Annotated in this window: 23 protein-coding genes; 15 read left to right on the plus strand and 8 right to left on the minus strand. The window is 41.1% G+C overall.

Annotated features, from left to right (window positions below; genetic code table 11):
* From NI468_RS10575 to NI468_RS10590, 4 genes are all read right to left on the minus strand, one after another.
* On the minus strand, window positions 1-2393 hold a 2393-nt coding region (locus NI468_RS10575; RefSeq protein WP_253101763.1), incomplete at its 3' end, for an ATP-dependent helicase.
* A 2-nt stretch (window positions 2394-2395) separates the two neighbouring features.
* Window positions 2396-4057, minus strand: coding sequence for an ATP-dependent DNA helicase (locus NI468_RS10580; protein WP_276534292.1), 1662 nt, complete (start codon window positions 4055-4057; stop codon window positions 2396-2398).
* 75 nt (window positions 4058-4132) lie between these two features.
* On the minus strand, window positions 4133-4459 hold the full coding sequence (locus NI468_RS10585; protein ID WP_004730431.1) for a DUF4236 domain-containing protein: 327 nt from the start codon (window positions 4457-4459) through the stop codon (window positions 4133-4135).
* Between the two features lie 212 nt (window positions 4460-4671).
* On the minus strand, window positions 4672-5364 hold the full coding sequence (locus tag NI468_RS10590; protein ID WP_004730429.1) for a Fic family protein: 693 nt from the start codon (window positions 5362-5364) through the stop codon (window positions 4672-4674).
* 88 nt (window positions 5365-5452) lie between these two features.
* Here NI468_RS10590 and NI468_RS10595 point away from each other — a divergent pair, with 88 nt between their 5' ends.
* The gene (locus tag NI468_RS10595) at window positions 5453-6445 is read left to right on the plus strand and encodes a Fic family protein (protein ID WP_180071930.1); all 993 of its coding nucleotides are present in this window, start codon (window positions 5453-5455) and stop codon (window positions 6443-6445) included.
* A 331-nt stretch (window positions 6446-6776) separates the two neighbouring features.
* Here NI468_RS10595 and NI468_RS10600 read toward each other — a convergent pair whose 3' ends face one another.
* Window positions 6777-7715: a LysR family transcriptional regulator gene (locus NI468_RS10600; protein WP_253101769.1), complete on the minus strand. Its 939-nt coding sequence runs from the start codon at window positions 7713-7715 to the stop codon at window positions 6777-6779.
* Between the two features lie 118 nt (window positions 7716-7833).
* Between NI468_RS10600 and NI468_RS10605 the strand changes: the two genes are divergently transcribed.
* The 7 genes from NI468_RS10605 to NI468_RS10635 all read left to right on the plus strand — a co-directional run bounded on the left by NI468_RS10605 (window position 7834) and on the right by NI468_RS10635 (window position 14208).
* Window positions 7834-9015: an MFS transporter gene (locus tag NI468_RS10605; protein WP_216985870.1), complete on the plus strand. Its 1182-nt coding sequence runs from the start codon at window positions 7834-7836 to the stop codon at window positions 9013-9015.
* A gap of 3 nt (window positions 9016-9018) precedes the next feature.
* Window positions 9019-9162 carry a hypothetical protein gene (locus NI468_RS10610; RefSeq protein ID WP_216985871.1) on the plus strand — a complete coding sequence of 48 codons (144 nt, stop codon included), beginning with the start codon at window positions 9019-9021 and terminating at the stop codon, window positions 9160-9162.
* Between the two features lie 30 nt (window positions 9163-9192).
* Window positions 9193-10224 carry a M81 family metallopeptidase gene (locus NI468_RS10615; RefSeq protein ID WP_228733304.1) on the plus strand — a complete coding sequence of 344 codons (1032 nt, stop codon included), beginning with the start codon at window positions 9193-9195 and terminating at the stop codon, window positions 10222-10224.
* Entirely contained in the window at window positions 10167-10724 is a 558-nt protein-coding gene (locus tag NI468_RS10620; protein WP_228733305.1) for an MlrC C-terminal domain-containing protein, read from the plus strand. Before NI468_RS10615 ends, NI468_RS10620 begins: the two co-directional genes overlap by 58 nt.
* Before the next feature lie 331 nt (window positions 10725-11055).
* The gene (locus NI468_RS10625; RefSeq protein WP_253101771.1) at window positions 11056-12279 is read left to right on the plus strand and encodes an efflux RND transporter periplasmic adaptor subunit; all 1224 of its coding nucleotides are present in this window, start codon (window positions 11056-11058) and stop codon (window positions 12277-12279) included.
* Window positions 12276-13499: an ABC transporter permease gene (locus NI468_RS10630; RefSeq protein WP_253101775.1), complete on the plus strand. Its 1224-nt coding sequence runs from the start codon at window positions 12276-12278 to the stop codon at window positions 13497-13499. Before NI468_RS10625 ends, NI468_RS10630 begins: the two co-directional genes overlap by 4 nt.
* The gene (locus NI468_RS10635) at window positions 13492-14208 is read left to right on the plus strand and encodes an ABC transporter ATP-binding protein (RefSeq protein WP_004646198.1); all 717 of its coding nucleotides are present in this window, start codon (window positions 13492-13494) and stop codon (window positions 14206-14208) included. Before NI468_RS10630 ends, NI468_RS10635 begins: the two co-directional genes overlap by 8 nt.
* A 329-nt stretch (window positions 14209-14537) precedes the next feature.
* Here the strand turns inward: NI468_RS10635 and NI468_RS10640 are convergent, their stop codons facing one another.
* On the minus strand, window positions 14538-15038 hold the full coding sequence (locus tag NI468_RS10640) for a Dps family protein (RefSeq protein WP_004646199.1): 501 nt from the start codon (window positions 15036-15038) through the stop codon (window positions 14538-14540).
* A gap of 759 nt (window positions 15039-15797) precedes the next feature.
* On the opposite strand from NI468_RS10640, the gene katE reads away from it, so the two are divergent.
* The 7 genes from katE to NI468_RS10675 all read left to right on the plus strand — a co-directional run bounded on the left by katE (window position 15798) and on the right by NI468_RS10675 (window position 22773).
* The gene (katE, locus tag NI468_RS10645) at window positions 15798-17921 is read left to right on the plus strand and encodes a catalase HPII (RefSeq protein WP_253101777.1); all 2124 of its coding nucleotides are present in this window, start codon (window positions 15798-15800) and stop codon (window positions 17919-17921) included.
* Between the two features lie 69 nt (window positions 17922-17990).
* Window positions 17991-18200: a hypothetical protein gene (locus NI468_RS10650; protein WP_121980087.1), complete on the plus strand. Its 210-nt coding sequence runs from the start codon at window positions 17991-17993 to the stop codon at window positions 18198-18200.
* A gap of 52 nt (window positions 18201-18252) precedes the next feature.
* Window positions 18253-19236 carry an acyl-CoA dehydrogenase gene (locus tag NI468_RS10655; protein ID WP_253101780.1) on the plus strand — a complete coding sequence of 328 codons (984 nt, stop codon included), beginning with the start codon at window positions 18253-18255 and terminating at the stop codon, window positions 19234-19236.
* On the plus strand, window positions 19224-20009 hold the full coding sequence (locus NI468_RS10660; RefSeq protein WP_121980081.1) for a PIG-L deacetylase family protein: 786 nt from the start codon (window positions 19224-19226) through the stop codon (window positions 20007-20009). The genes NI468_RS10655 and NI468_RS10660 overlap by 13 nt, the downstream gene beginning before the upstream one ends.
* Window positions 19999-20613 carry a class I SAM-dependent DNA methyltransferase gene (locus NI468_RS10665; RefSeq protein ID WP_005267169.1) on the plus strand — a complete coding sequence of 205 codons (615 nt, stop codon included), beginning with the start codon at window positions 19999-20001 and terminating at the stop codon, window positions 20611-20613. The genes NI468_RS10660 and NI468_RS10665 overlap by 11 nt, the downstream gene beginning before the upstream one ends.
* On the plus strand, window positions 20610-21323 hold the full coding sequence (locus tag NI468_RS10670; protein WP_253101783.1) for a glycosyltransferase family 2 protein: 714 nt from the start codon (window positions 20610-20612) through the stop codon (window positions 21321-21323). The genes NI468_RS10665 and NI468_RS10670 overlap by 4 nt, the downstream gene beginning before the upstream one ends.
* Before the next feature lie 205 nt (window positions 21324-21528).
* Window positions 21529-22773 (plus strand): MFS transporter, encoded by a 1245-nt coding sequence (locus NI468_RS10675; protein WP_253101786.1) that lies wholly within the window; start codon window positions 21529-21531, stop codon window positions 22771-22773.
* A 25-nt stretch (window positions 22774-22798) separates the two neighbouring features.
* On the opposite strand, the gene NI468_RS10680 is transcribed toward NI468_RS10675, so the two are convergent.
* Window positions 22799-24232, minus strand: coding sequence for an alpha,alpha-trehalose-phosphate synthase (UDP-forming) (locus tag NI468_RS10680; protein WP_005247031.1), 1434 nt, complete (start codon window positions 24230-24232; stop codon window positions 22799-22801).
* Complete coding sequence (gene otsB, locus NI468_RS10685) at window positions 24189-25070, minus strand: trehalose-phosphatase (RefSeq protein WP_114541524.1); 882 nt, start codon at window positions 25068-25070, stop codon at window positions 24189-24191. Before otsB ends, NI468_RS10680 begins: the two co-directional genes overlap by 44 nt.
* Between the last annotated feature and the right edge of the window lie 877 nt (window positions 25071-25947).

Consider the following 25947-nt stretch of genomic DNA (forward strand, 5'->3'; position numbering starts at 1 on the left):
TCTGATACATCTGATACATCTGATACATCTGATACATCTGATACATCTGATACATCTGATACATCTGATACATCTGATACATCTGATACATCTGATACATGTAACTGATTATTAGTTGAGATTTTCTCTGAGCTGAAATTGACTGCTGTTACGTCAGCTGCAGAAAATTGATAGCTTTTACTGATAGTTCTTTCTTTAATAGGAGGATCACCAAATTGGATAATATAATTTGCATCAGTCACTGCCTTAATTGTTACTAGACCAAATTTATGATGTTTGACTTGATCCCCAATATTTAATTCATGTTGAGCTGTTGTATCTCCTGATGAATGTGCAAAATCTTTAAGTAGAGATTCGATAAATTTTTGAGTTAAAGGAGAGGGCTCATTCAATAAACTTCGATCAAAGTCAAACAAGAAACGTGAAGGGATTTTATTCGATCCTCTTTCAGTAAGGCCTTCAGATTCAGTGATGTACAATAAGTCTTCAGCACGTGTGAAAGCAACATAAGCTAATCTACGATCTTCCTCTAGTTTGACTCTATCTGAAAGAGATTTTGCGTTTGGTAAAGATCCATCATTAAAATGAGGTAAAAAAACAGCTTTAAACTCTAGGCCTTTAGAAGAGTGGATGGTCATAATTTGGATTTCATCTTTTTCTTCATCTTCATCAGCTTCACGAGTATGTTCATTAAGAATATCGATGTATTCTGATAATGGTACATCTTGCTGCCTGCGAATTTCGAGTTGTAAAACTGAATCAATTAAATCTTCTACATTAATAATGCGTTGCTCGTTAGTACCTTCTCTCAAATAGTTGAGATATCCTGATGCTCTTAATACATTATGAATTAGGGTCGAAAGTTTTGTTGATGTTTTTTTACTTCGCATGAGTTCTATGACTTCAATATATTCTCCGGCCGAAGTTTTATTGAAATCAGGATCATTAGATTGTTGTAAGTATTTAAGAGCTTCGTAATAACTACAAAGTTTTAGATCTGAAGTCTGCTCAATTTTTTTTAATAAGATTTCTCCTACACGTCTTTTGGGTTCTTTAATACTTTTTAAAAATGATTCATTGCAATCATTTTCTATCATTTTGATATAAGCAATAGCGGTTTGAATTTCTTTTTTCGCATAGAACTTTATACCATCAGCAATGGTATAGGGAAATCCAGCTTTAACAAAAGCACTTTCAATTGGTTTTTTTGAACGATGTGAACGGACGATAACGGCAATATTCTTCCATGAATATGGAGTATTTTTACCTTTTGCTTGATATGTTTTTTCCTGAATGATTTTATTAATTTCATCAACAATAAATTGCATTTCTTGTTTATCTTTTTTGCAATGAAAATGTGTGACATCTTCACCTTTACCACGTTTAGGAATGCTCGATTTATCTATACGTATCTCATTTTTTGAAATGAGTTGATTTGAAACTTCAACAATTTGCTGAGTTGATCGATAATTCTCATAGAGCTGCAAATCTATAACATCAGGAAAGTTTTTATTAAAATCTAAAAAAACAGAAATGTCTCCACCCTTGAACGAGTAAATAGACTGATCAGGATCACCTACGACAAAAAGATTATGATGTTTACCTGTCAAATAAGAAATTAAAGTCTTTTCACGAAGGCTACTATCTTGAAATTCATCCACCATAATGTATTCAAGGCAAGTTTGCCATTTATCTAATACATAGGGATCAGTTTCAAACAAATATAAAGTAAACTCTAGTAAATCAAAGAAGTCATAGTTTGCATATTCTACTTGTCGAGCTAAATAATGACCTAAAACATCAGAATAACGTGAGATTTCATCTGCTAGGTATCGATAATTTGGTTGGGATAATAAATTGCTTAATTGGTGATTAAAGTTTAAGACGTTTTCTGCATAAGTATAATTACTTAATCCTGTCATTTTAGTGACATAAGGAAAATTTGATTTATATTGAAAAAGAGCCATTTGTAAAGATTTTAGTTCGCCATCTTTTATGGTGAGATTTAAATCTTTGTAAATATCTCTGAAGGTTTTTTCTAATTTATTATCATCGATAATCTCAAATTCTTTTTTTAAGTGTAGGCGATGAGCATCTTCACGAATAACTTTATAGCAAAAACCGTGATATGTACTAATTAAAGCACCTTCTAGATTGGTATTACTGATATCTCTAATGCGTTTTTTCATCTCATCAGCAGCTTTACGAGTAAAAGTAATACATAAAATATTATCAGGGCTTATACCATCAATGTCAGTTAGATAAAGATAGCGACTAACCAATGCGCGAGTCTTACCTGAACCAGCTCCTGCAGTTAAGCGAATATACCCTTCAGTAGTTTCAACGGCTTTGCGCTGTGATTCATTAAGTTCATCTAAAAAGCTAGTGTTCATTTTTAATTCTCCACCAAAGACGTATCAACAAAAGTATTCAATAAAACTTCTAATTCTTTGGAATGAATGGACTGTTGCATAGCCATGAGGCGAGTAATTTTCATTTTGCCATTTCGATAGATTTTAAAACTAGTATTGATATTATCTTTATGGATAAATAGCTGAAGTTCATATTCAAGAGGTTTAGTTGATAACAATTGAAAGCCATTCTGATTTAATTGACTTTGGATTTTAACTATTAATGTGTCGAAAGGTTTTTGAGGATCAAAGGCCTTATTATTAACAGGGCAATTAATTAAATAAGCATACTTTTTTGACCGTGTTAAAGCTGTATAGGTCCATTTAAATCCATTTAACGTTTTTAAGTCATTTTGAGGGCGAGCTAAATTAATATATACATTTTCCCATTCACCTCCTTGAGCTTTATGACAAGTCATAGCATAGCCAAAACGTAGATATAAGGCATTTATATAAGGATCATTTTGAATCGCTTGTTTATATTCAGGAGTACCACGTTTTAAATGAGGGTGGCGTTGTTTGAAATGAATAACTAAAGCTTGAAGCTCTTTAGTAGAAGTTTCGTTTTCTTCATTCCAAATTTTGTGATGTAAAACTTTACATTTGATACTAGCAAATGAATCTTCTTTTCTTAATTCAATATCCTGAAATTCTAAAGTGATAGGAATAGGACTTCCTTGTTTTTGAGGAATATTGATTGTAGAACTTTCTATAACTCCCAAATTTTCAATGATAAAAAAATCACCATTATAAAAATATTGAGAATTGATCCAAGAGTTTTTCATCAAAATAAGACGTTCTTTCTTTTCTAATTTTCTAGGTTTTAAGTTTAGAAGTTCTCTAAATTTAAGATTAATGTTATGAACATCTTTATTGGTATAAGATAAAAATATTGAGTTATTGCCATAATCCCATAGATATTTCGCTAAAGCATCATCCATATTTAAATGCTGAATTTCATCATAATCTATATCAATAGGAAGTTGTAAAAAATCCTTTTTTTCTAATTTATCCCTTAATGCCGTTGATGATTTTAAAATAGCACTGTCTCGAAGTTGGCGATGCACTTCGTTTAAGTGTATATGCTCTATATTGTTTATCTCAAAATACTGTTGTAAATACTCTATATTGAGTACTTTAGCTTTCGATACATTAATAGGTGGAAGTTGGGATGGATCACCGACAAGGATTAGTTTACGATTTGAATTTAGTAAATCTAAGTGATCAGTTAAATCCTTAAATAGATTTCCAGAACCAAATTGGAGAAAGTCTTTTTCACTCGTTGCTTCATGTGAAAGCATGGAAGCCTCATCAATAATGACTACAGCCTTGTCTTCTACTTTTTCTTCTACTACTGAAAATTTTAAAATTTCAGGAATGTCTTGAGGTGATTCATCATCTTTTTTATACAAAAAAGAATGAATAGTGGTCGGAGCTATTTCAGTCTCTTCAAAAACATGATTTTGTAAATTGTGTGCTGCTCTACCCGTTGGCGCTAGTAAGTAATAGTCTAATTGGTGGCTATTTAAATACGTTACAATTTCTTTAATTAGAGAAGTTTTTCCAGTTCCTGCACTGCCAGTAATAATTAATACTTTTGAAGTAGTTGATGTCAAAAAATCTCTTATCTGATTTTGAATATGCATATTCTTAATTTTGAAAATGAAGTTTCGAATTAGTTTATGGTTAACGGTATATTTTGACTAGTCATTAACTCATTATTAGAAAAAAACAGCACCTATTAAGAAAGCAAATATTACAAGAAGGCTAATCATAATTATTTTTGTTGGGTTAATTGTCTGTTTAGTGTTCGGTTCGGCTGACGAGGGAATGGAAGGAGATTTTGAATGTGTATCTATGCGAGAAGGCAATTTCTGTGAATATGACAGACCTGTACCAGGAATACCAACAGTAGCCTGTTTCCCTTTTTTTGAAATATTGACAGATGCTCCTGGTTTTCCAATGGTTACACTGTTAAGCCCATTTTTAGAAATATTTAGCTTAATACCTGGAATAATTTTGATACTTTTTTTAAATCGGAATGACATGATTTCATCTAATAAAGTTTAAGTTTTAAGGATTTTATTCTATCGTGAATGAACAATCCGAACATTAAATAGCTGTAAAAATTCTAGTCCCTTTTTTATTGGATATAAATATTTGTTCAAACCTAAGGTTTTAGATATTTTGTACAAGCTACCGTACAAGCTACCGTACAAGCTACCGTACAAGCTACCGTACAAGCTACCGTACAAGCTACTTAAATTCCTAAAACAACCTGATATGGTTTAAATCCATCTAGTACAGCATCAGCAACAAGTTCAATAAATGCTTCGGTCTTTCCAGAAGCCATCCATTGATCCAATGCTTCATAGTAAGCTAAGCGATTTTCGACTGTAATAATGCAAGGAGGGTATCCAGCTTTGAGCAACTCAAGGTTCATCAAGAGACGCGATGTACGTCCATTGGCATCAATAAACGGATGAATGCCTACAAAATCCACATGTACTTTAGCAGCACGTTCAACAGGGTGAAGCTTATGTGCTTCTGTATTGTACCAATCCAATAGTGGAGCTATTTTTTTAATTAAAGATGTATAGTTGGGCAGCGTACTGTCCGAATGTAGAATGTTGACATTATTTGAAATGATGAGATGAATGTTAAAAATTTGTTCTGTTGAAAAGTTTTCTTTTTTACGAATGATGCTTTGAATGTAATTAATAGCTTTTCTTTGATTGATGACCTGTAAATGATCTTCTAGAGTTTTACCCCCTATAGCGATTCCTTCTAAAACAACTTTAGTTTCAAGTAGACTGAGCTTATTGCCTGAGATGGCATTCGAGTTGTAGATCAATCGAAGAAAAAGATCCTCTTCAATATTACTTGATGTAAAGTCTGACAAAGGTCTGCACTGATCTAGTCTATGTTTAAGATCATCTATGAGAGTAAACAAATATAAAATCTCGCTGTATTCATAACTTTGAAAACTCGTACTTTTAGAGTTTAATTAAACAAAACTTTATACGCTGTTTAGGGATCAAATGAAATATCAACCGCCTTATACGATCACCTCTAAAATTATTCACTTGATTGCACAAATTAGTGAATCAATAGGGCGTTTGACTGCATTAACTCAAATCCAAGATAGGCTTAAATTGCGAAAAGCCAATCGTATTCGAACGATTCAAGGGTCTTTAGCGATAGAAGGAAATACCTTGAGTACAGAGCAAATCACAGCGATCCTTAATGGTAAGCCTGTCACCGCTCCACCTAAAGAAGTTCAAGAGGTACGTAATGCCCTAAAGGCATATGAAGAAATTCAAGATTGGAATCCTGATCAAGAATCGCATTTGCTGAAAGCACATCAAATATTGATGACAGGACTGATTGATGAAATTGGACAGTATCGTCATGGCGGTGTTGGTGTGATGTCAGGGGATCGAGTCGTGCATATGGCTCCGCCTGCAAATCAAGTCCAGCGTTTAATGGGAGAATTATTGCACTGGTTAGCTGAAGGTAATGAGCACCCATTAATTCAGAGTTCAGTATTTCATTATGAATTTGAGTTTATACATCCATTTGCTGATGGCAATGGGCGGATGGGGCGTTTATGGCAAACTTTAATCTTAAGCCAGTGGAATCGTATTTTTCTCAACATCCCTGTAGAAAGCTTGATTTATCAAAACCAAAAAGCTTATTACGATGCATTGCAAGCGAGCACAGATCGTTCAGATTCTGCACCTTTTATTGAGTTTATTTTGCAGATGATTCTAGATGCAATACTTAGTTCTGATGCCAGCGATCAAGATATCGCTCAAGCTAGCGTACAAGTTAGCGATCAAGTTAAACGTCTCATCCAGAATATGGAGCAGAAAGAATATAGCTTAACTGAGCTTATGGCTCTATTGGACTTGTCCCATCGAGCCACATTCCAAAAAAATTATTTAACTCCAGCATTAGAAGCAGGTGTGATTGAACGTACCCTTCCTGATAAGCCTAAGAGTCCTAAGCAAAAGTACAAATTAAAAAATTGAACTGTACTGAAGTTGATGTGATTATTAATATCATAATGAGCTAATTGAAATGTTATAACATTGCATTTATTTCTAGGTGTAATTTGCTGCTATAATGCCGTACGCCACTTCAAATCCTGAATTCGGATTTGAACAAGATTTTAAAGTGATTCAATGCACTAAATCTAATTTGGGTCAAAATTGGGTCAATGAATTTTTTTATTCAATAAAAGAGCTTTAAAATGAATGAGTTAGGTTTTGAGTTCAATTGACGCCACCTCCACCAAAATTCTTGTTATAAATCAGCCGCTTATTTAAGTGGCTTTTTTATTGCCTAAATTTTATAAGCAATTTAAAAGAGCAAATCAAAACTAGAACGAATACGCTCAATTAATAAATGTTTCGACTCTGACAAATGGGTATTTTTGCGGACCATCAATTGGGTCTGAGCCGTGTTGCACAGCTCGGAATCAATAGTTAAGGCAACGGCCTGACCTTCTTTAACCGCATCTGCGATATCTGCATAGCGCATGGCGGAAATCCCATGTCCAGCCACCACATAATTTTTTAAGGCATAAATAGAATTGGTGGTCAGACCAATATTCAGGTTCACTTGTAAGCGCACCATTTCACTGTCGAGTAGCTGACGGAAACCATGCCCTACGGGCATTAAGGCAAATTTATAGTCTGAAATTTCGGAAAGACAAATGCGATGCTTGAGCTTGGCAAGAGGATGACCGGCAGGAACAGCCAGAATAAAAGGTTCTGTTTTATGGGCAATGGTGCTGATGTCTATATGAAATGGAGGATTATACGCCAGTCCAATATGCGCCAGGCTGTCCACAATATGTCGTACCACATGCTGGGCACTCATTAATTCTAACTGGATTTCAAGATTTGGATATTTATAATGCACATGTCGAAGTACATCATAAATCATGTGTTGCATATAACTTTCACTTGAAACAATGTTCACTTTGCCGAGTTGAGAAGATTGCAGCTGAAATAAACTATCAAATAATTCATTTTCACGATTTTTATTTTCCTTGAAATACTCAAGTACCAGATAGGCGGCTTCAGTCGGAATAATATGCCGACCCTTACGTTTGAACAGGTTTATTTTTAATTCTGATTCAAAGAGTTGAATTTGTCGGCTCATGGCGGACTGTTCAATATTCAGGATATCTGCCGCTTTGCGCATCGAGCCAAACATCATCACCGTATAGAAATAACGCAAACGCTTTTTATTGATTCCGTTCAGTGGCGCAAGGAATTGCAAGTTTCTGTCCATAAAAACTCTGATGCTTTTAAAGCATCAGTATGCTAAATAAATTACATTGTTATCAAGTCAGGAGCATGCTTACATGGATTTTGAACAATAAGAAGATCTAGATAAAAAGGAGTTTTAGATGGATTTAATAACTTCCCGTCAACAACGGTTAGACCAGATTTACAAGAAAGTAAGCTGGCGGCTACTGCCATTTTTATTGCTGTGTTATTTCTTTGCTTATCTGGACCGGATCAATATCGGATTTGCCAAGTTACAAATGCAGCAGGAGCTGGGCTTTAACGATGCAATTTATGGCATGGCAGCCGGCATATTCTTTTTAGTTTATGTGCTGTTTGAAGTACCAACCAACCTGTATTTTGAAAAAGTCGGCGCCAGAAAAACCATTACCCGCATCATGATTTTGTGGGGCCTGACCTCCATGTCGATGCTATTTGTCACCACCCCGCAGATGTTCTATGTCTTGCGCTTTTTACTAGGTGTATTCGAAGCCGGTTTTGCCCCAGGCATGATTTTCTATCTGACCTATTGGTATTCTGGTGCACGCATGGCACGCGTGATGGCGATTGTCATGCTGGCCGGGCCACTGGCTGGCATGTTAGGTGCGCCGTTATCGACACAAATTATGAGTACTTTTCATCAGATTTATAATCTTTCTGGCTGGCAATGGTTATTTTTATTAGAAGCTGTGCCAACCGTGCTATTGGGTTGCGTAGCGTACTTTTATTTAACCGATCATCCTTCACAAGCAAAATGGCTGTCTCAAGAGGACAAAGCCTTATTGGTGAAAGAAATTTCCCAACATCAGTCTGCCACTGGTCATAGTAATTTTAAAGCGGTATTAAAGGATCCCTGGATTTATTTCATGGCCTTGGCCTACTTCACCATTATCTGTGGGATCTATGCGATTGGCTTCTGGCTACCATCTTTACTGAAGTCGGGCGGTATCCAGAATTTGCAGATGATTGGCTGGCTGGTGGCGATTCCATATTTATGCGGCGCAATTTTCATGATCATTTTTGCCCGCAGCTCGGACAAATGGCAGGAACGGAAATGGCATTGTGTAGTGCCTACGGTATTGGCCGGAGTCAGCTTGATATTGTCGGTGATCAGTGCGAATTTCCTGCTGTCCTTTATTGCGATCTGTACCGCAACGGCCTTCATGTTTAGTGCCTATACCATTTTCTGGTCGATTCCATCGAAATACTTAAGCGGTAGTGCGGCAGCAGGCGGAATTGCCTTAATTAACAGTATTGGATTACTCGGTGGTTTTGTCAGTCCAAATATTATGGGCATGGCGTAGTCAATGACCGGTTCCATGCTGGCAGGCTGGTTCACGATTGCTGTGATCATGATGCTCGGAGGCACTTTCCTGATTTATACCTTCAGACTGAAAAAGCAAGCTGCGCCTCAGCAAACAACACACACTGCTCTAATCGTCGATAAATAATCAATACGTAGCTTAGGAAGGATTCAAGATATGAAGAAAATCATCATTGCAGGCTTTCAACATGAAACCAATACCTTTGCCCCGACCAAAGCAAGCTACGTCGATTTTGTCCAGGGTGGGGGATTTCCGCCGCTCAGCCGCGGCGCAGATGTCCTGAAATTTTGGGAACAGAACATTCCGATTGGCGGTTTTATTCAACAAGCAGAACAATTCGGGTATCAACTTTTACCGGTGATCTGGGCTGGAACTTCACCTTCAGCGCATGTAGAGCAGGACACTTACCAGCAGATCTGTAATGAAATTATTGCAAGCATCCAGCAGCATCCGGCAGATGCGGTGTATCTGGATCTGCATGGCGCCATGGTCAGTGAACAGGTGGATGATGGCGAAGGCGAATTGTTAAGACGGGTTCGTGAAGCAGTCGGGCCGGACATTCCGGTGATTGCCAGTCTGGACTTCCATGCCAATGTCACGCAGGCAATGTTTGCCCATAGTGATGCATTGATTTGCTATCATCGGACCTATCCGCATGTAGATATGGCCCAAACCGGACAACGCTGTGCCCAAGTGCTGTATCAAATATTCCAGGGTAAAAAGCTACACAAGAAAATGTATAAGCTACCGTTTTTGATTGCGCTGAATGCACAATGTACCGAGTTGGAACCTACCCAGTCTTGTATGAATTTACTTGAACAGCTAGAGCAAAATAATTCTGTCCAGATGAATTTTACGCCGGGTTTTCCAGCGGCAGACTTTGCCGAATGTGGTGGTTGTATCTGGGGTTATAGTGAAAATGCTGAGCAGTTAGATCAGGCCATGCAAGACTATATCGCCTATGTGCTGCAACAAGAAGCGCATTGGAATATGGATTTCTTATCACCGGATCATGCCGTGCAGCAGGCGCTACAATTATACCAACAGCATCATTCGACCAGACCCGTGGTGATTGCAGATACTCAGGATAATCCGATCCGGGAGCCAGTGGTGATTCGAATACAACCGGGATGTTATCGGCGCTACATCGGCATCAGGTTAAAAATGCATTGCTTGGCCTCATCGTAGATCCCGTGGTAGTACGGCAAGCCTATCAGCTTGAGCTTGGTCAGTATTTTTATGCGAAACTGGGTGGAACATCGGGTATTGCGGGGGATGCTCCATTTAGCGCTGAATTTAAAATCAAAGCCTATAGCGATGGAAAATTCAGCTATGGCGGGCCCATGATGCATGACGTTGAGGCGGATATTGGCCCGAGTGTATTACTGGAAATAGATGGTATTGAAATTGCAGTCAGTTCCTACAAAGCCCAGTTGCTCGATCGTAATATGTTTAGAATTTTTGGTGTTGTGCCTCAAGATAAATCGATCATCGTGGTGAAAAGCTCGGTACATTTTCGTGCAGATTTTCAGGACATGGCTGCTGCCATTTTAGTCGCGAAAGCGCCTGGAGCCATGAAAGCAGACCCGAATGACCTGCCTTGGCAAAAGATTGATCCTGATAGACGACTCGTGCCGATGGGCGAAAGTCTGGCGCAACGTGATCAGCCATTGCGTCGTACTGTTTAACATTTAACTAATATCCAATTAACACCCAAGCGATTGAACAGGCGAGCTCTATCACGATCAAGCCTGTTTTTTTTGATCACATCTTCATTTCCTTAAACTCAATATAATTTTCTGGCACCTGATCCCGCGTCTGAATCTGCCAAAGATGGACTAGTCTGATATCAAACAGGGCTAGCTAAAAAAAGCGGACAGGAATTCAATATTCTTTTCAAACTCAACAAAATACCTATAATTCCAATTAGAAACTTGTTGTAAATTAAACCTTAGGAGAAAAACAAATACAGTTTTGACTTTCTTATTTTAAATTAGAACAATCAACCGGAGATTCTCATTGCGCGCTGCCCGCTATAAAATTTTGCTCATTATCGTATTGCTACTGGCAGTAGGGTTTGCTCTATTTCGTTGGTGGCAGGGGCCAGTGGTGCCTAGTTATACGCTGAGTGCCATGCCGCTGGTACAAAATGTTGTTGCGACCGGACGTGTTGCGACAGTTTCACGTGCCCAGGTAGGCAGTGAAATTAGTGGTGTGGTTCTGCAACGTCTGGTGCAGGAAGGCGATCAGGTTAAACCGGGTGATCTGCTGGTGGTATTGAAATCGGATGAATTGCTGGCCCAAGTCAGACAGGCCGAGCTGGCATTGACCGAATTGGCAAGCAGCCGACGGCCACAGGCTGCAGCAGAACTGGCCAGTGCCAAAGCCCAACTGGAGCAAGCCAGCCGAGAAGCTACACGTCGACGTAATGCAGAAGCCGGTATCCTGTCGAGGGAAGAAGTCGAACAGGCTGTGGAAGCAGAAAGAGTCGCGCGCAATAATTATGAGACAGCTCGGGTAAAAGCAGCCGCATTGGCTGCGGGTCAAGTCGAAGAAGCGTCGCTTCGGGAGCAGCTTGCAGTGGCACAGGCTCAACTGGCCAAAACCAAGATTCGGGCTGCGGTCGCCGGCACAGTACTGACACGCGATGTCGAGCCGGGTGATCTGGTTCAGCCGGGACAAACTTTATTTACCATTGCGTTAACAGGGAATACAGAAATCCGGGTACCGCTAGATGAGCGGAATTTACCGCAACTCGCCTTGCAGCAAAATGCGACCGTCATTAGCGATGCCTATCCGGATCAGTCTTTCCCAGCTCGGATCAATTTTATTGCGCCAAGTATTGACCCACAGCGCGGTACAGTAGAGGTCAGGTTAACTGTCAACCCCGTACCTGATTTTCTGCGTCAGGACATGACGGTATCGGTGAATGTCGAGACGGCCAAACGAACACGGGCACTGGCTATTCCGAATGATGCTTTAAGCAGTATCAAAGGAGATAAAGCTGTGGTCTTAATGGTACGTGCTGGAAAAGTACAGCGTCAGCAGATTACTTTGGGCTTGCGTGGCCTGGCCATGTCAGAAGTGAAAACCGGGCTGAGCGAGGGTGATCAGGTGCTGGCAGATGCCGAATCTTCATTGGAGGATGGCACCAGAGTTCGCTTAAAACCACAACAGAGTTCATTACAGAATTCTGCTGATATGGCCAATAGTAAAAATGAATTACCGGTGAACTTCGATTGAAAAATTTATTCGGGCGGCTCTGGATCGAATGGAAAATCGCGGTCAGTTTTTTGCGTGAGGGTTGCGCGCAGTCCATCATGATCACCATCGGGGTTGCTGTGGGCGTAGCGGTGATCGTCTTTATCACCGCGTTGATTCAGGGGCTGCAAGCCAATATTGTCGAACGTACCTTAGGTACACAGGCGCATATTCGCCTGTTGTCACCGGATGAAGTCAACCGGATTGTGTCACCTCCCGCCGGAACAGTGCAATTATTGCAGGAAGATAAGCGGGCGCAGCGCCTGCGTTCAATCAACAATTGGCAACAGATTACCGAAACACTGGACCAGTTACCTGTACTGACCGCTGTCTCGCCGGTGGTGTCTGGCCCTGCCTTTGTACAACGGGGTGATGCGATTGAATCCGTGGCCTTGGTCGGAATGAATTTGGAGCGTTATCAGCAGATCATTCCATTAAAAGAATATTTAACCAGTGGCCAGTTGCGGGTTGGCGCGGATGAGGTACTGATCGGCAGTCAATTGGCCAAAGACCTCGGTGTTCAGGTCGGTAGCAAGTTGCGGCTAGATACTGGCCAACAAAATAGTGCTTTGGTGAATATTGCTGGTATTTTTGAGCTGGGCGTGCGCGAACTGGATGCGCGTTATGTTTATCTGGATCTTAAGCAGGCGCAGTCCTTACTCGGTCTGCCAGGCGGGGTAACGGTGATTGACCTGACCATTGCCAATATTTTTGAGGCAGACCAGGTTGCCGCACAAGTCGGACGCCTGACCTCATTAAAAGCCGAAAGCTGGATTGAAACCAATGCACAATTGATGAATGCCATTACTGCACAAAGCCTGTCCACCAATATGATCATTGTCTTTGTCGCAATTTCAGTGGCTTTCGGGATTGCCAGCGTCATGTCCGTCAGTGTGGTGCAGCGCACCCGGGAAATTGGTATTTTGCGGGCGACGGGTGCAACCCAATCGCAAATCCTGAGAGTTTTTCTGTTTCAGGGTGCAATCTTTGGCTTGCTCGGTTCAGTGCTGGGCAGCATAGTCAGTTATGGTCTGGTATGGGTATTTAATAATTTTGGGCCGGGATTATTCTATATTCCAATTTCGATTGAACTGGTGATTTTGGCGCTATTGTTGGCGACATTAACAGGCGTACTGGCTGCAGCGGTGCCATCACGCCGGGCAGCAGCACTCGACCCGGTGGAGGCGATTCGTCATGTCTGAGCAATCTCAGGAAGTTCTGCGTCTGGAAGCGCTGCGAAAATCTTATAATATTGGACAGCCCAATGAGGTTGAGGTCTTGCATGGCATTGACCTGCGCATTGATCGCAACGACTTTGCTGCACTTATTGGCCCTTCCGGTTCTGGAAAAAGTACCTTACTGAATATTCTGGGACTGCTAGATAAACCAACGAGTGGCGAGCTGTATTTGTTGGGACAACCTACCAGTGCGATGGATGATACCGGCCGTACGGCGCTGCGCGGCAACAGCATCGGATTTGTATTTCAGTTTCACCATCTGATTCAGGCATTTAGTGCACTGGATAATATTCTCATGCCTTTAATGATGGCGCATGGCAAACCGAATCAGCAGGCAATGCAACGCGCACGTGATTTACTAGCGGCAGTGGGACTGGAAAAATTTGCCGAGCGTAAACCGAATGAATTGTCCGGAGGACAGCAGCAGCGGGTGGCCATTGCTCGGGCCTTGATTACTGAGCCGGCATTATTATTGGCCGATGAACCGACAGGTAATCTGGATACCCAGACCGCGGCTGATATGTTTGAACTGTTTCGTAAAGTGCATCGTGAACGCGACTGCGCCGTACTTTTAGTCACGCATGATCCGCGCCTGTCTGCCACTTGTGATCGTACCATCAATCTGGTCGATGGCCGGATTGAAAGTGATTCGAGCAATTCTCCTCAAGATTAAGCTGTACTGTAAGGAGCCAGGAGGGCTAATTTTTTGAAGCGATCGAAAAGATATTTCAGATTTATAGCTTTCAAAAAATGATAGCCATATATGAGATTGAAATAATCTGTAAACAATCTGTTTGTTAAAAAAGGATGTATGCGATTGCCTACATCCTTAAATTTTGATGGTTTAATTTTAATGATCCTGACTTTTAGCTTGATCTAATCATTGAGTGCCGATAAATCCCTCTAATATAAACGTCAGGATGAAGCCGAACTTTAATGGCACTACCGCAAGTTTCCATTTCATCCTGTGAATAAGCCTGATTTCAAAGATTCGATCCGATTTTATTGTTCCAGATTGCTTCTCAGCATCCAGGCAGTTTTTTCGTGTACTTCCAGTCTTTGCGTGAGAATGTCAGCGGTCGGCTGATCATTGGCTTCTTCAATGATCGAAAAAATACTTCTGGCGGTACGTGCCACAGTTTCATGTGCATCTACCAGTAAACGTATCATTTCTTCGGCTTTAGGCACACCTTCGACTTCTTTAATGGAGGTGAGTTTTACAAACTGTTTATAAGTGCCGGGTGCTGCAAAACCTAGAGCACGAATACGTTCAGCAATGATGTCCAACGCATTCCATTGCTCGGTATATTGAGTCATAAACATGTTGTGCAGGCTGTTGAACTGGGGGCCGGTGACATTCCAGTGGAAATTATGGGTCATCAAATACAGGGTATAACTGTCTGCTAAAAGTCTGGATAAACCATCGACAATTTTGGCGCGATCATCATGCGAAATCCCGATATCAATTTTCATTGCTTTAGATTCTTTTTTAGAAGAGGCCATGCTCTTACTCCTTCAAACTTAACGCGATACGGTGTATTAAAATAAAGTCGGATGTATCTGAAGCCCGAGCCAAGAGATGAAATGATCTCTATGACTTTGTATTTGATCTAACAGGCTAAGAGATTTAAGTGGTTATAAGTTATAGATATTAGATCAATATAAAGGCAGGAAGTTTAGTCATTATGTATAAGCAGGACGCGGGATTGTAACTATTTAAATCTGTCAAATTTTGACTATACTTCAGCGGTAGCACGTTAATTTCTCATAGCAAATTGAACTTCTAAAAAGTCCTAATCATTTCAGGATTGAAACATCGTTTTGGGTTATGACGCTTATTTGTGAGCAAGATCACATATCACCATACTGAATCTTTATTTCGAAATATCTCTGTGAAATTTTAATATTTTATTTTAAATAAATAACTTAGATAAAAATTTAAATCATAAATAAACCCGAAATTTATAAAAAATAACACAATGCTGCCTTAATTAAACAAGGCACTACAAACAATAATAAATCTCTTTCTCAAATGCAGTTATGTTAGGACACAGGCGAAACCAATAACAATATTCCCAGAAAAGCAAAAATGCTTCGAGTCAGCATATTCAGAAGAAATGTGAGGCTGATACAGGATCGGCTGTAGCAGATTGACTTGCGGGATGATTTTGATTCGGTAAGCCATGCAATATATAAGCTCAAGCGACTTTGAGATAGACCAAAAATATCTGAACTAAACTCAAGCTCAGCAAGGAATACATCATGAAAATTAAGGCCAATAGCCCCGCGACTGGTAAAGACGGTTTAGACAAACAAAATACCAATAAAAAAAGTGAACAGCTCGACGCATATCGCAGTGATGCGACCGAACAGGCACTCACTACCAATCAAGGGGTTAAAATTTCCGATAACCAGAACAGTCTCAAGGCAGGCGTTCGCGGTGCGACCTTGATCGAAGATTTTATTCTCCGGGAAAAAATTACCCATTTTGACCATGAGCGAATTCCAGAACGTATTGTGCATGCCCGCGGTGTCGGCGCACATGGCTATTTTGAGGCTTATCCGGGGAATGAAAAACTGACCAAGGCAGGCTTCCTGACCAATACCAGTGTGCAAACGCCAGTATTTGTGCGTTTTTCTACCGTACAGGGACCACGTGGTTCAGCAGATACGGTACGTGATATCCGTGGTTTTGCCACCAAGTTTTATACGGATGAAGGTAACTTCGATCTGGTAGCGAATGATGCGCCGGTATTCTTTATCCAGGATGGGATCAAGTTCCCGGATTTTGTACATGCAGTCAAACCTGAACCTCAGACCGAGATTCCTACCGGTGCATCTGCACATGATACTTTCTGGGATTTTGTTTCTTTAGTGCCTGAATCTGCACATGCGGTGATGTGGGCCATGTCGGATCGGGGTATTCCGCGTAATTTAAGAGCCATTCAAGGCTTCGGTGTGCATACTTTCCGTTTTATCAATGCCGAGAATAAGGCGGTTTTTGTGAAATTCCACTGGACGCCAAAACAGGGTCTCGCCCAACTGGTCTGGGATGAAGCACAAAAACTGGCGGGTAAAGATCCGGATTTCCATCGTCGTGACTTATATGAAGCGATTGCATCCGGTAACTATCCGGAATGGGAGCTTGGTGTACAGGTCGTTCCAGAAGAAGATGAGATGAAGTACGACTTCGACTTGCTGGATCCAACCAAAATTATTCCGGAAGAACTGGTGCCGGTGACACCGATTGGCAGAATGGTACTGAACCGTAATGTTGATTATTTCTTCGGTGAAACCGAGCAGGTGGCCTTCTGTCCGGGACATATTGTGCCAGGACTAGATTTTACCAATGATCCATTATTACAAGCACGTCTGTTCTCCTATACCGATACTCAGCTCAGTCGTTTAGGTGGTCCAAACTTCCACCAGATCCCAATTAACAAGCCGGTTTGTCCATTCCACAATAACCAGCGTGACGGTTTACATCAGCGTATTGTACATACCGGTCAAGCCAGTTATGAGCCGAATTCGATTGACAATAACTGGCCGGCTGAAACTCCGCCCGCAGCACAAGGCGGTGGTTTTGAAAGTTATCAGGAACGTATTGATGGACACAAGATCCGTCAGCGTAGCGAATCTTTCAGTGATCACTTTAGTCAGCCCCGTCTTTTCTACCGCAGCCAGACGCCGCATGAACAGAAGCATATTGTCGATGCCTATGTCTTCGAGCTGAGCAAGGTGGAGCGCAAATATATTCGTGAGCGTGAAGTGCTTGAAGTGCTCTGCAATATCGATCTGGACTTGGCACAGCAGGTGGCTGACCAATTGGGCATTGAAATTCCGGCAGAGAAAAAAGCTGCGAAATTGCCAGAGGTGAAGGTTTCACCACGCTTATCTTTCGAGGCATTCAAACCTGAAGATATCAAAGCACGAAAAATTGCCCTACTGGTACACGATAAAGCCAATGAGGCCAGTATCAAAGCTGTTCAAACCTGGGCAGAATCAGAAGGGGCTGTGGTCGATGTACTGACCCCAAAACCGGGCCCGGTACTGGGTCAGCAAGGCGAGGTGATTCCTTCCGATGGTATGCAAAAAGCAGAACCATCCATTGCCTATGATGCCGTGGTGATTGCTGACGGTGATAATTACGATGTGGTAATGAAAGACGGTGTGGCGACTCATTATCTGCTGGAAGCCTACAAGCATTTAAAACCAATCGTGTTCTTGGGTGATAAAGGCAAGCTGATTGAAGATCTGCGTTTGGTTAGCGATGAAGGAACTCTGGCAAACGGACAGTTTGAAGCAGTACAAGATAGCTTCAAGACTTTAATCCTAAACCATCGTGTCTGGACGCGTGAAGCGATTGCGGAAGCGATTCCTGCCTAAACGATTCAATTTATGTTAGAGGATAGAGGCTAAGGCTTCTATCCTCATGGTTTTAAAATGGATGAAGAGATGGTAAGACTGGATGTCAAAAATTTGTTGGCTCAAGCACAACAAGCCAAATGGAGCAGAGAACAGGACATTTATCTCATTGAACATAATCATTTGCCTTTAGCTGAACTAATGCAGCAACTCTGTTTCAATGAAGAAGAGATTAATGCACGGCGTAAGGTACTAGGGCTGACCACACGTTTAAAACAAATGCGCAAGCTTTCTCATTAACTGACTTTAAAAACACAACAACATTATCCGTATTTTATGAGGAACCGCATGCATGAACCTCGGTTCAATATTACAAAGATTTGAAAATTCTCCTCTGGAGCTACAAGAAAAAATTCAGCACACTTTAATGGAACTGGTGGCGATTTCCGAACAGGTGCCTTATCCCGCTTCCGGAGCGACCTTAAAACGCTGGCAGATACTCAGCCAGGTTTCAGCCAGCAATCTGAGTCTGGGTAAACTCTATGAATCGCATTTAGATGCTTTAGCTATTCTGCATGAACTGAATATTCCGGTAGAACAAAAAGGCTTATGGGCAGTATGGGCAGCAGAAGGTGGCCCCAAACCTTTAACATTGCAAGCAGGAAAGCTAAGCGGAATTAAGCCTTGGTGTTCTGCATCGGTCTGGGTGCAACACGGTCTGCTGACTCACCGTGATGAGCAGCAATATTCACAATTACTGATTCTAGATTTGTCGCAAGAAGGCATTCAGCATCATCAGGATGCTTGGCAGGCAGTGGGCATGCAGCATACCTTGACTGCCCGGCTGGAACTGGATCATGTTGAGGCGGAAAAAGTCGCAGCTCCAAATACCTATCTGGATCGGCCCGGATTCTGGCATGGCGCCGCAGGTGTGGCCGCGTGCTGGTATGGCGCAACCGTGCGTTTGGCTGAATATTTAAGACAGGCAGTATTGTTAAAACCGCATGCCTATAAGGCCATGTATCTCGGTGAAATTAGTCGGGAGCTTTTAGCGACACAGTCCTTATTTTATCAAGTTGCTGCATTGATTGATCAGCAACCGCAACACGCACATGAGTTAAAGATTCGTAGCCTACGTGCTCAGGTGGAAGCGACTGCCTTAAATGTACTAACTCATGTAGGTAAGGCACTTGGTGCTGGGCCGTATTGTGAGCATCCGCATTTCGCTCGGCTTGCAGCAGATCTTCCGGTATTTATTCGTCAAAGTCATGCTGCATTTGACTTGGAGCGGATTGGCGAGCTGACTGCACAGGAGGAACAATTATGGACGTTATAAGACATGAGATTGTAGGGGATCGTGTCATCCATGGTGAAGGCACAAGACTTGAAGAATGGCGTTCCTGTCAGATCCTGCAACAGATGCCGGAATTTGATATTCCTAAGGTTATTCCTCTAGATGCCAGAGTCTGCATCATTGCCCCTCATCCTGATGATGAAATTTTGGGCTGTGGAGGCCTGATTCAGCGTCTGGACAAACTTGGCTATCAGATCATACTTTTTGCCGTTACCAATGGGACAGCCAGTCATCCCGGCTCTAGTCTGTATACTCCCGAAGAGTTGAACCAGATTCGTCCTGCTGAAACGCGAGCAGCTTTAGAAGCGTTACCTTTAAAACAGAATATCTTGCGGATCGCTTTAGATATTCAAGATGGCAAGGTGGCCGAACAGCGGGATGTGTTGCAACAGCATCTGCAATCTTATCTGCAACCGAATGATGTGTTAATTAGCACATTTGTTCATGATGGACATCCAGATCATGAAATTACGGGGCAGGTCACACAGCAGCTGGCCACTGAACTTCATTTGCCCTGTATTCAGGTCTTGATTTGGGCATGGCATTGGGCAACACCTGGAGATACCAGAATTCCCTGGACCGTCGCTCATCAACTCAAATTAACTGAGGAAGAATTACAATATAAGTCTCGAGCTGCGCGGTGTTTTAAGAGCCAGATCGAGCTTGATCCGACGATAGATCAATCACCGATTCTGCCAGAGCAGGCATTACAACGTATTTTACAGCCCTGGGAGGTGTATCTGTATGAACAGTAAAGCAGCCTATGATCAGGAATATTTCGATGCCTTATATGCACTGAATCAGGGAGATCCCTGGCAATATGAACAGCGTTGGTATGAACAGCGCAAACGGCAGATTTGTCTGGCGATCTTGCCGCACTTGCAGTTTGACTCCGCGATTGAGATTGGTTGCAGTAATGGCATCTTTAGTCAGGAACTGGCGCGGCGGACAAATAGCTTAATGTGTCTGGATGCCAATAATACTGCGATCCATTTGGCGCAGCAGCGTTTACAAGCTTATCCGCATGTACAGGTGTTACAGCGGATCGTGCCAGATGATTTGCCCGAACAGAAATTTCAGCTCATTGTCGTCAGTGAGATTTTATATTATTTGAACCCGATTGCTCTGCAACAGGTGCTGACATGGCTGCATACTGCACTGGAACCGGGCGGATGTATCTTGAGTTGTCATTGGCGCGCGCCAATCTCGGGATTTAGCCTAAATGGTGAAGATGTCCATCAGTATCTCAAAGCGCATTTAAACTATTCCCATCGTTTAAGTTTGCAGGATTCCGATTTTTTGATAGATCTCTGGCTGAATTCAGCGCAATCCGTAGCAGAGCAGGAGGGTTTAAGATGAAAAAAATCGGTGTGGTGATTCCGGCCTGTAATGAAGAAGCCTATATTGAACGCTGCCTGCTGGCTTTAAAATCAGCACAAACTTATTTTTTTCAATACTTTAAAACAATAGAAAATCTTCCGGAAATTCATATTCTCGTGGTCTTGGACCACTGTACCGATAGCACCGCTGCTAAAGTTCAGCAAATGGGGATTCCAGCTATCAGTTGCGACTTCCGAAATGTCGGTAAGGCACGCCATTTGGGGATTCAGCAAATGATCGAGGAAGGCTGTGACTGGATTTGCTGTACCGATGCCGATTCATTCGTACAGTACGACTGGTTTCAGGTGATGTTACAGCATCAACCCACCGATGCGATTTGTGGTGTGGTCGAGCTAGATCAATGGGATCATTTAAGCCGGAAAACCCGTCAGGCTTATCTCCGTCATTATCAGGACAGCATGGGGCATCGACATATTCATGGCGCAAACCTGTGTTTTAAAGCTTCGGCTTATATACAGGTCAATGGTTTTCAGCAACTGGACTGCCATGAAGATGTCGATTTCATCCACCGTTTAGAAAAAGCCGGCGCGCAGATTGTCTGGTCGAATCAATTGAGAGTCACCACCAGCAGTCGGCTCAGCTCCAAAATTGCCGCAGGTTTTGCCCATTTTCTACAAAAACTTGAGCTTAAGCAGGCCGCGAAAAAACCGATCAGCCTATGCAAATAAAAGCATAAAACTATAAATTTTATACAATCAGATACTTGTAAAAAATCTTCAAATTTAGTTCTAAAAACTATTCCATTTAAATTTATTCTGTTTATAATTCACGCAAATTCAGCCCCGCAAACTTATACATTCTAGCTATAAGTCTGTGGGGTTTTTCTATGGATGAACGGTAATGGATGCCTGAGCCTTCTTTTTTGGTAATACAATGTTCAATCAAACACTGCTTTCTCGAATCCAGTCTCCATCACCATATCTATGGCAGAAAATAGCGACTGCGTTATGCTTCTTTAGCTTGGGCTTTAGTACTGCGGCTTGGGCACCCTTAATTCCATATGCACAGCAGCGCCTGTTATTAAATCATGCTGATTTTGGTCTGTTATTGCTGTGTGCCGGAATCGGTTCAATGCTGGCGATGCCACTGGCTGGCCGACTGGCCAATGCCTTGGGTTGCCGTACTGTTTTAGCCGTAATTCTCAGTGCATTTTTGTTCATTCTGCCTGCTCTGGCTTATAGTCCGAATCATTTAATGATGGCCATCAGCCTGTTTTTCTTTGGTGCCAGTGCCGGTGCTTTGGGCGTGACTGTCAATATTCAGGCTGCACAGATTGAGAAAAAACTTGGTAAAAGTTTAATGTCGGGTTTTCATGGCGTGTGTAGTTTAGGTGGTCTGGCAGGCGTACTGGGCATGACCATGTTAATGGGACTTGGCTTGGCGCCTTTAACCGGTGCGGTGATTGTCAGTGTAATTTTGCTGCTTATTGCCTTATTCGCTGTTCCTTTAAGTTTGGGTGCTGAGCCAAAAACAGCGGTAGAAGACACATCATCAGAACAGCCAGTGAAAAAAGCAGCACCGACCTGGGCGATTTTAGGCATTGGTCTGATCTGTTTTGTGGCTTTTCTGTCAGAAGGTGCAGCTATGGACTGGAGTGGTATTTATCTTGCTACTGAGTTCAGCCTGCCTGCGGCGCAAACCGGTTTAGCTTATAGTTTCTTTGCGGGTTTGATGGTACTAGGACGTTTTAGCGGTCACCTGATTATTCAGCAGTTTGGTGAAAAAAATACGATTCTGTTAAGTGCACTCTTGGCGGCAACCGGTTTATTAACCGTGGTTTTTGCCCCAGTCTGGCAAGTGGTGTTGGTCGGCTATGCGATTTTAGGTTTAGGTAGTGCCAACATTGTACCGCTGATGTTTTCTCGTGCAGGACGCCAAAAAACTTTGTCTTCACATGTGGCATTGTCTTATGTATCGGTATTTGCTTATACAGGTTCGTTGATTGGGCCAGCATTGGTCGGCTTTGGTAGTGAAATCATCGGATTGAGCTTAGTATTTAGCGTCATTGCGATTGGTCTATTGAGTATTGTGATTTTAAATCATCTCACTGCAGACCCAAGCGAAGTACAACAAAGCGAAGAGATTGTGGCTCCTCTTCAAAATGAAACACCAGCTTAATGCTGGTGTTTTTTTACTTAAAAATTTAGGCATGTACACTGAACTGGTTTGAAGCTCCTGCAGCCACCGGACGATAGATCCGCAGGCTTTGTGAGTTTTTCAGGTCAGTGATAAACTGATCACGCCAGCGAATAATATCGAAATTTTTCAAGCCTTGGCTTAAATAACGATAGCGCTCTAAACGTTCTGATTTAGACATGCGCAGCGCCTTCTTCAAAGCTTTAGCCATACTGTCATGCTCATAAGGATCGACCAGTAAGGCTTCTTTCATTTGTTCAGCAGCACCGGCATATTTAGATAGAATCAAGACACCCGGATCTAAAGGATCCTGTGCAGCAATATATTCCTTGGCGACCAGATTCATACCATCCCGGATCGAATTTACCCAGCAAATATCTGCCTTACGATACAGTTGCATCAAGGCCTCATGGCCCAAAGTATCATAGCTGCAATCGAAGGGTAACCAGTCCGCTGTGCCATGCTGGCTATTGAGTTCATGCACAGCAGCTTTAAATTGCGTATACAGGTTCTTATAGGTCTTTACATCCAGTCGGCATGGACAGGCAATTTGTAATTGCTGGAATTGATTTTTAAACTCCGGTTGATCTTCTAGCAAGCTCTGCAACGATCCGATTTTTTCCAATAAGCCTTTACTATAATCAATCCGGTCAACTGAAATGATGGTTTTATAAGGCTGCACTGTATCCAGATCAAAGGGAAGCTTTTCCAGATGGGTATCTGAGGCCTGATTCTGTAGTTGCACAGGATGCACACCAATCGGATAGCATTTCACATGAATCTTTCGAGATTGATAATTCAGGATTTCATTGTGACGATGCTGCACTTTTAAGGTCTGTTCAAGGAAATTTAAACAGTTTTCCTGATCGCGAGAGGTCTGCAAACCCAGTACATCGTAGTTGGCCAAATGATGTGCCAGATCGCGATGGGCGGGTAAAGTCTGCCAGAGCCTTAGTTCAGGAAAGGGAATATGCAGGAAAAAGCCAATACGGTTACGCATGCCCAGTTTACGGCAATAATGCGCCACGCTTAAAAAATGATAATCATGGATCCAGATAATATCATGTGGAGATGCTACCTGTTTCAGGTGCTTGGCAAAGCGTAAATTGACATCCTGATAGATCTTAAAATCCTGCGGCTGATAATCTACAAGTTGATGCTGATCGTGCATCAGCGGCCACAATGCATTGTTGGCAAAACCACAATAAAAGCCTTGATATTGGGATTCAGTCAATGGACTCGTGTGATATTCAACATTTTGATGCTTCAGGATTTGAAACTTCTGCTCTTTCGTCTGGTCAACTCGGGATCCATTCCAGCCAACCCAGATACCGCCTATATCCTGCAAAGCATCCTGCAATGCCACCGCTAATCCACCTGCCTGTGTATTGTCTGACTTAGGTAGATTTACACGATTTGATAACACTATGAGTTTCGACATGTAATTTCTCCAATAATAATTGTTGTTGTGCTTTCAGTATTTCTAAAAATTCTGCTAGAAAAGCCTGTACTTGAGTCACGTTTTCGAGGCGATGTTGTGCCACGGTGTTGCCTGTACCGACTTTGATAGAGCAGCCTTTGAATGTGTTGATGACTTGAAAACCGGCTTCGTCGGTCAGGTCATCTCCGATAAAAATGGGGTAATGATCACTTAAGTGATATTGCTGAATGATTTGCTGGATGGCTGAACCTTTATTTGCCCCTTTGGGCACCAGTTCGAATACAAACTTTCCAGCCTTAAGTTCAAAATCCTGAAAATGAGTAAGACAATTCAAGGCAAATGCATGCACTTGATGCTCTAAATAGGGATGTTCACGAAAATGCAGGGCGACTGAATAGTCTTTAATTTCTATTCGAGTCTGAGGAATATTATTACTATGTTCTGTAATATAATTTTTTAATAATTCAAACTGTTCAGGATTTAAATCAATTAACTTGCTTAAACGCGATTGATAGCTTAATTCCAGACCGTGAGAACCGGCAATATTCCAGTCAAATGGATAAATAATTTTTTGGGCTTGTGCAATTGAGCGACCGGTCACTAATATTAGCTGAATATATTGTTGTAACTCTTTTAAGGTATTTAAGGTTCCGCTCTTAATTATACTTTTTGCTGGATCTGGGTGGAATTCAGAAATGGTTCCATCAATATCAAGAAATAAAACAAGTTTGTGAGAATAAATAATAGGTTTGAGCTGATTTAAAATCACTTGAGGTAATATATAAGAAGATGTAGCAAGTGAATCTTCTAGGTCTTGATCTTCTTTGAGAATCGACATAAATACTACCTAAACCTCTGAAATTAAATTGATTTAAAAGTTAAAACTACCTGAATGTTCATTGATCTGAGTAAATTTATAACATATTTCATTTAACAGACTGGCTTTAAGTGCAGAAACGAAACACTTTTAACAAGTACAGTTACTTTGTAAGATTTAGAAATATTTTGGTAGAAATCCAGTATTGTTAATAAATTTTAAAAATAAATTATAAGGATTTTATATTTTAAAGTTTTCTTGGATTGATTGTTTTTCAGGGTTTTAGATAATAAGATTTATTATTTAATCGTTATTTTTGAATGTGTATTTTGTAATTAATTTTTCAGAATATAGTATTTATTATTAATTTGTATTTTATTTTTTAAATATATGGGGAGATGTAATTTTGAGATATTTTTAAATATAATAATTTAAATAAATTTATAAATTGGGCATATATAATTAAAATTTTTAGCTTAAGTTTATGAAAGTTAATAATTTTTAAGATTGGCTAAGCTGTCTTAAAAGGAAAAAATACTAGAATTGTCTAGAGGGAAATTTCGTATTATTAAATTTTCCCGGGACTAATTGGAGAGCTATACAATTTAAACAGCCTCTTAATTTAGCATCTCAGATTATTTTTTAATTCTTATTGGTAAATTTTATCAGAGGATAAAAAATCGAAGAAAGACGAACTCCAGTTCTATTACTGAACTCTGAAAATAACTTGAATATTCTTTTTTTGAATCGAAGCGTAGGTATTAGATGAAGTTGAACTAAACAGAGAGAAGAGATGTAAGGGTGGTATTGCAAAGACAGAGCAGATACAAAAGACGGAAAAACAGATCATCAGTGATCTTACATAGGTTACAAAACTAAGTGATGTTTCAATTAAAAG

This window comes from Acinetobacter lwoffii (assembly GCF_024129355.1).
GTDB classification, from domain to species: domain Bacteria; phylum Pseudomonadota; class Gammaproteobacteria; order Pseudomonadales; family Moraxellaceae; genus Acinetobacter; species Acinetobacter lwoffii_I.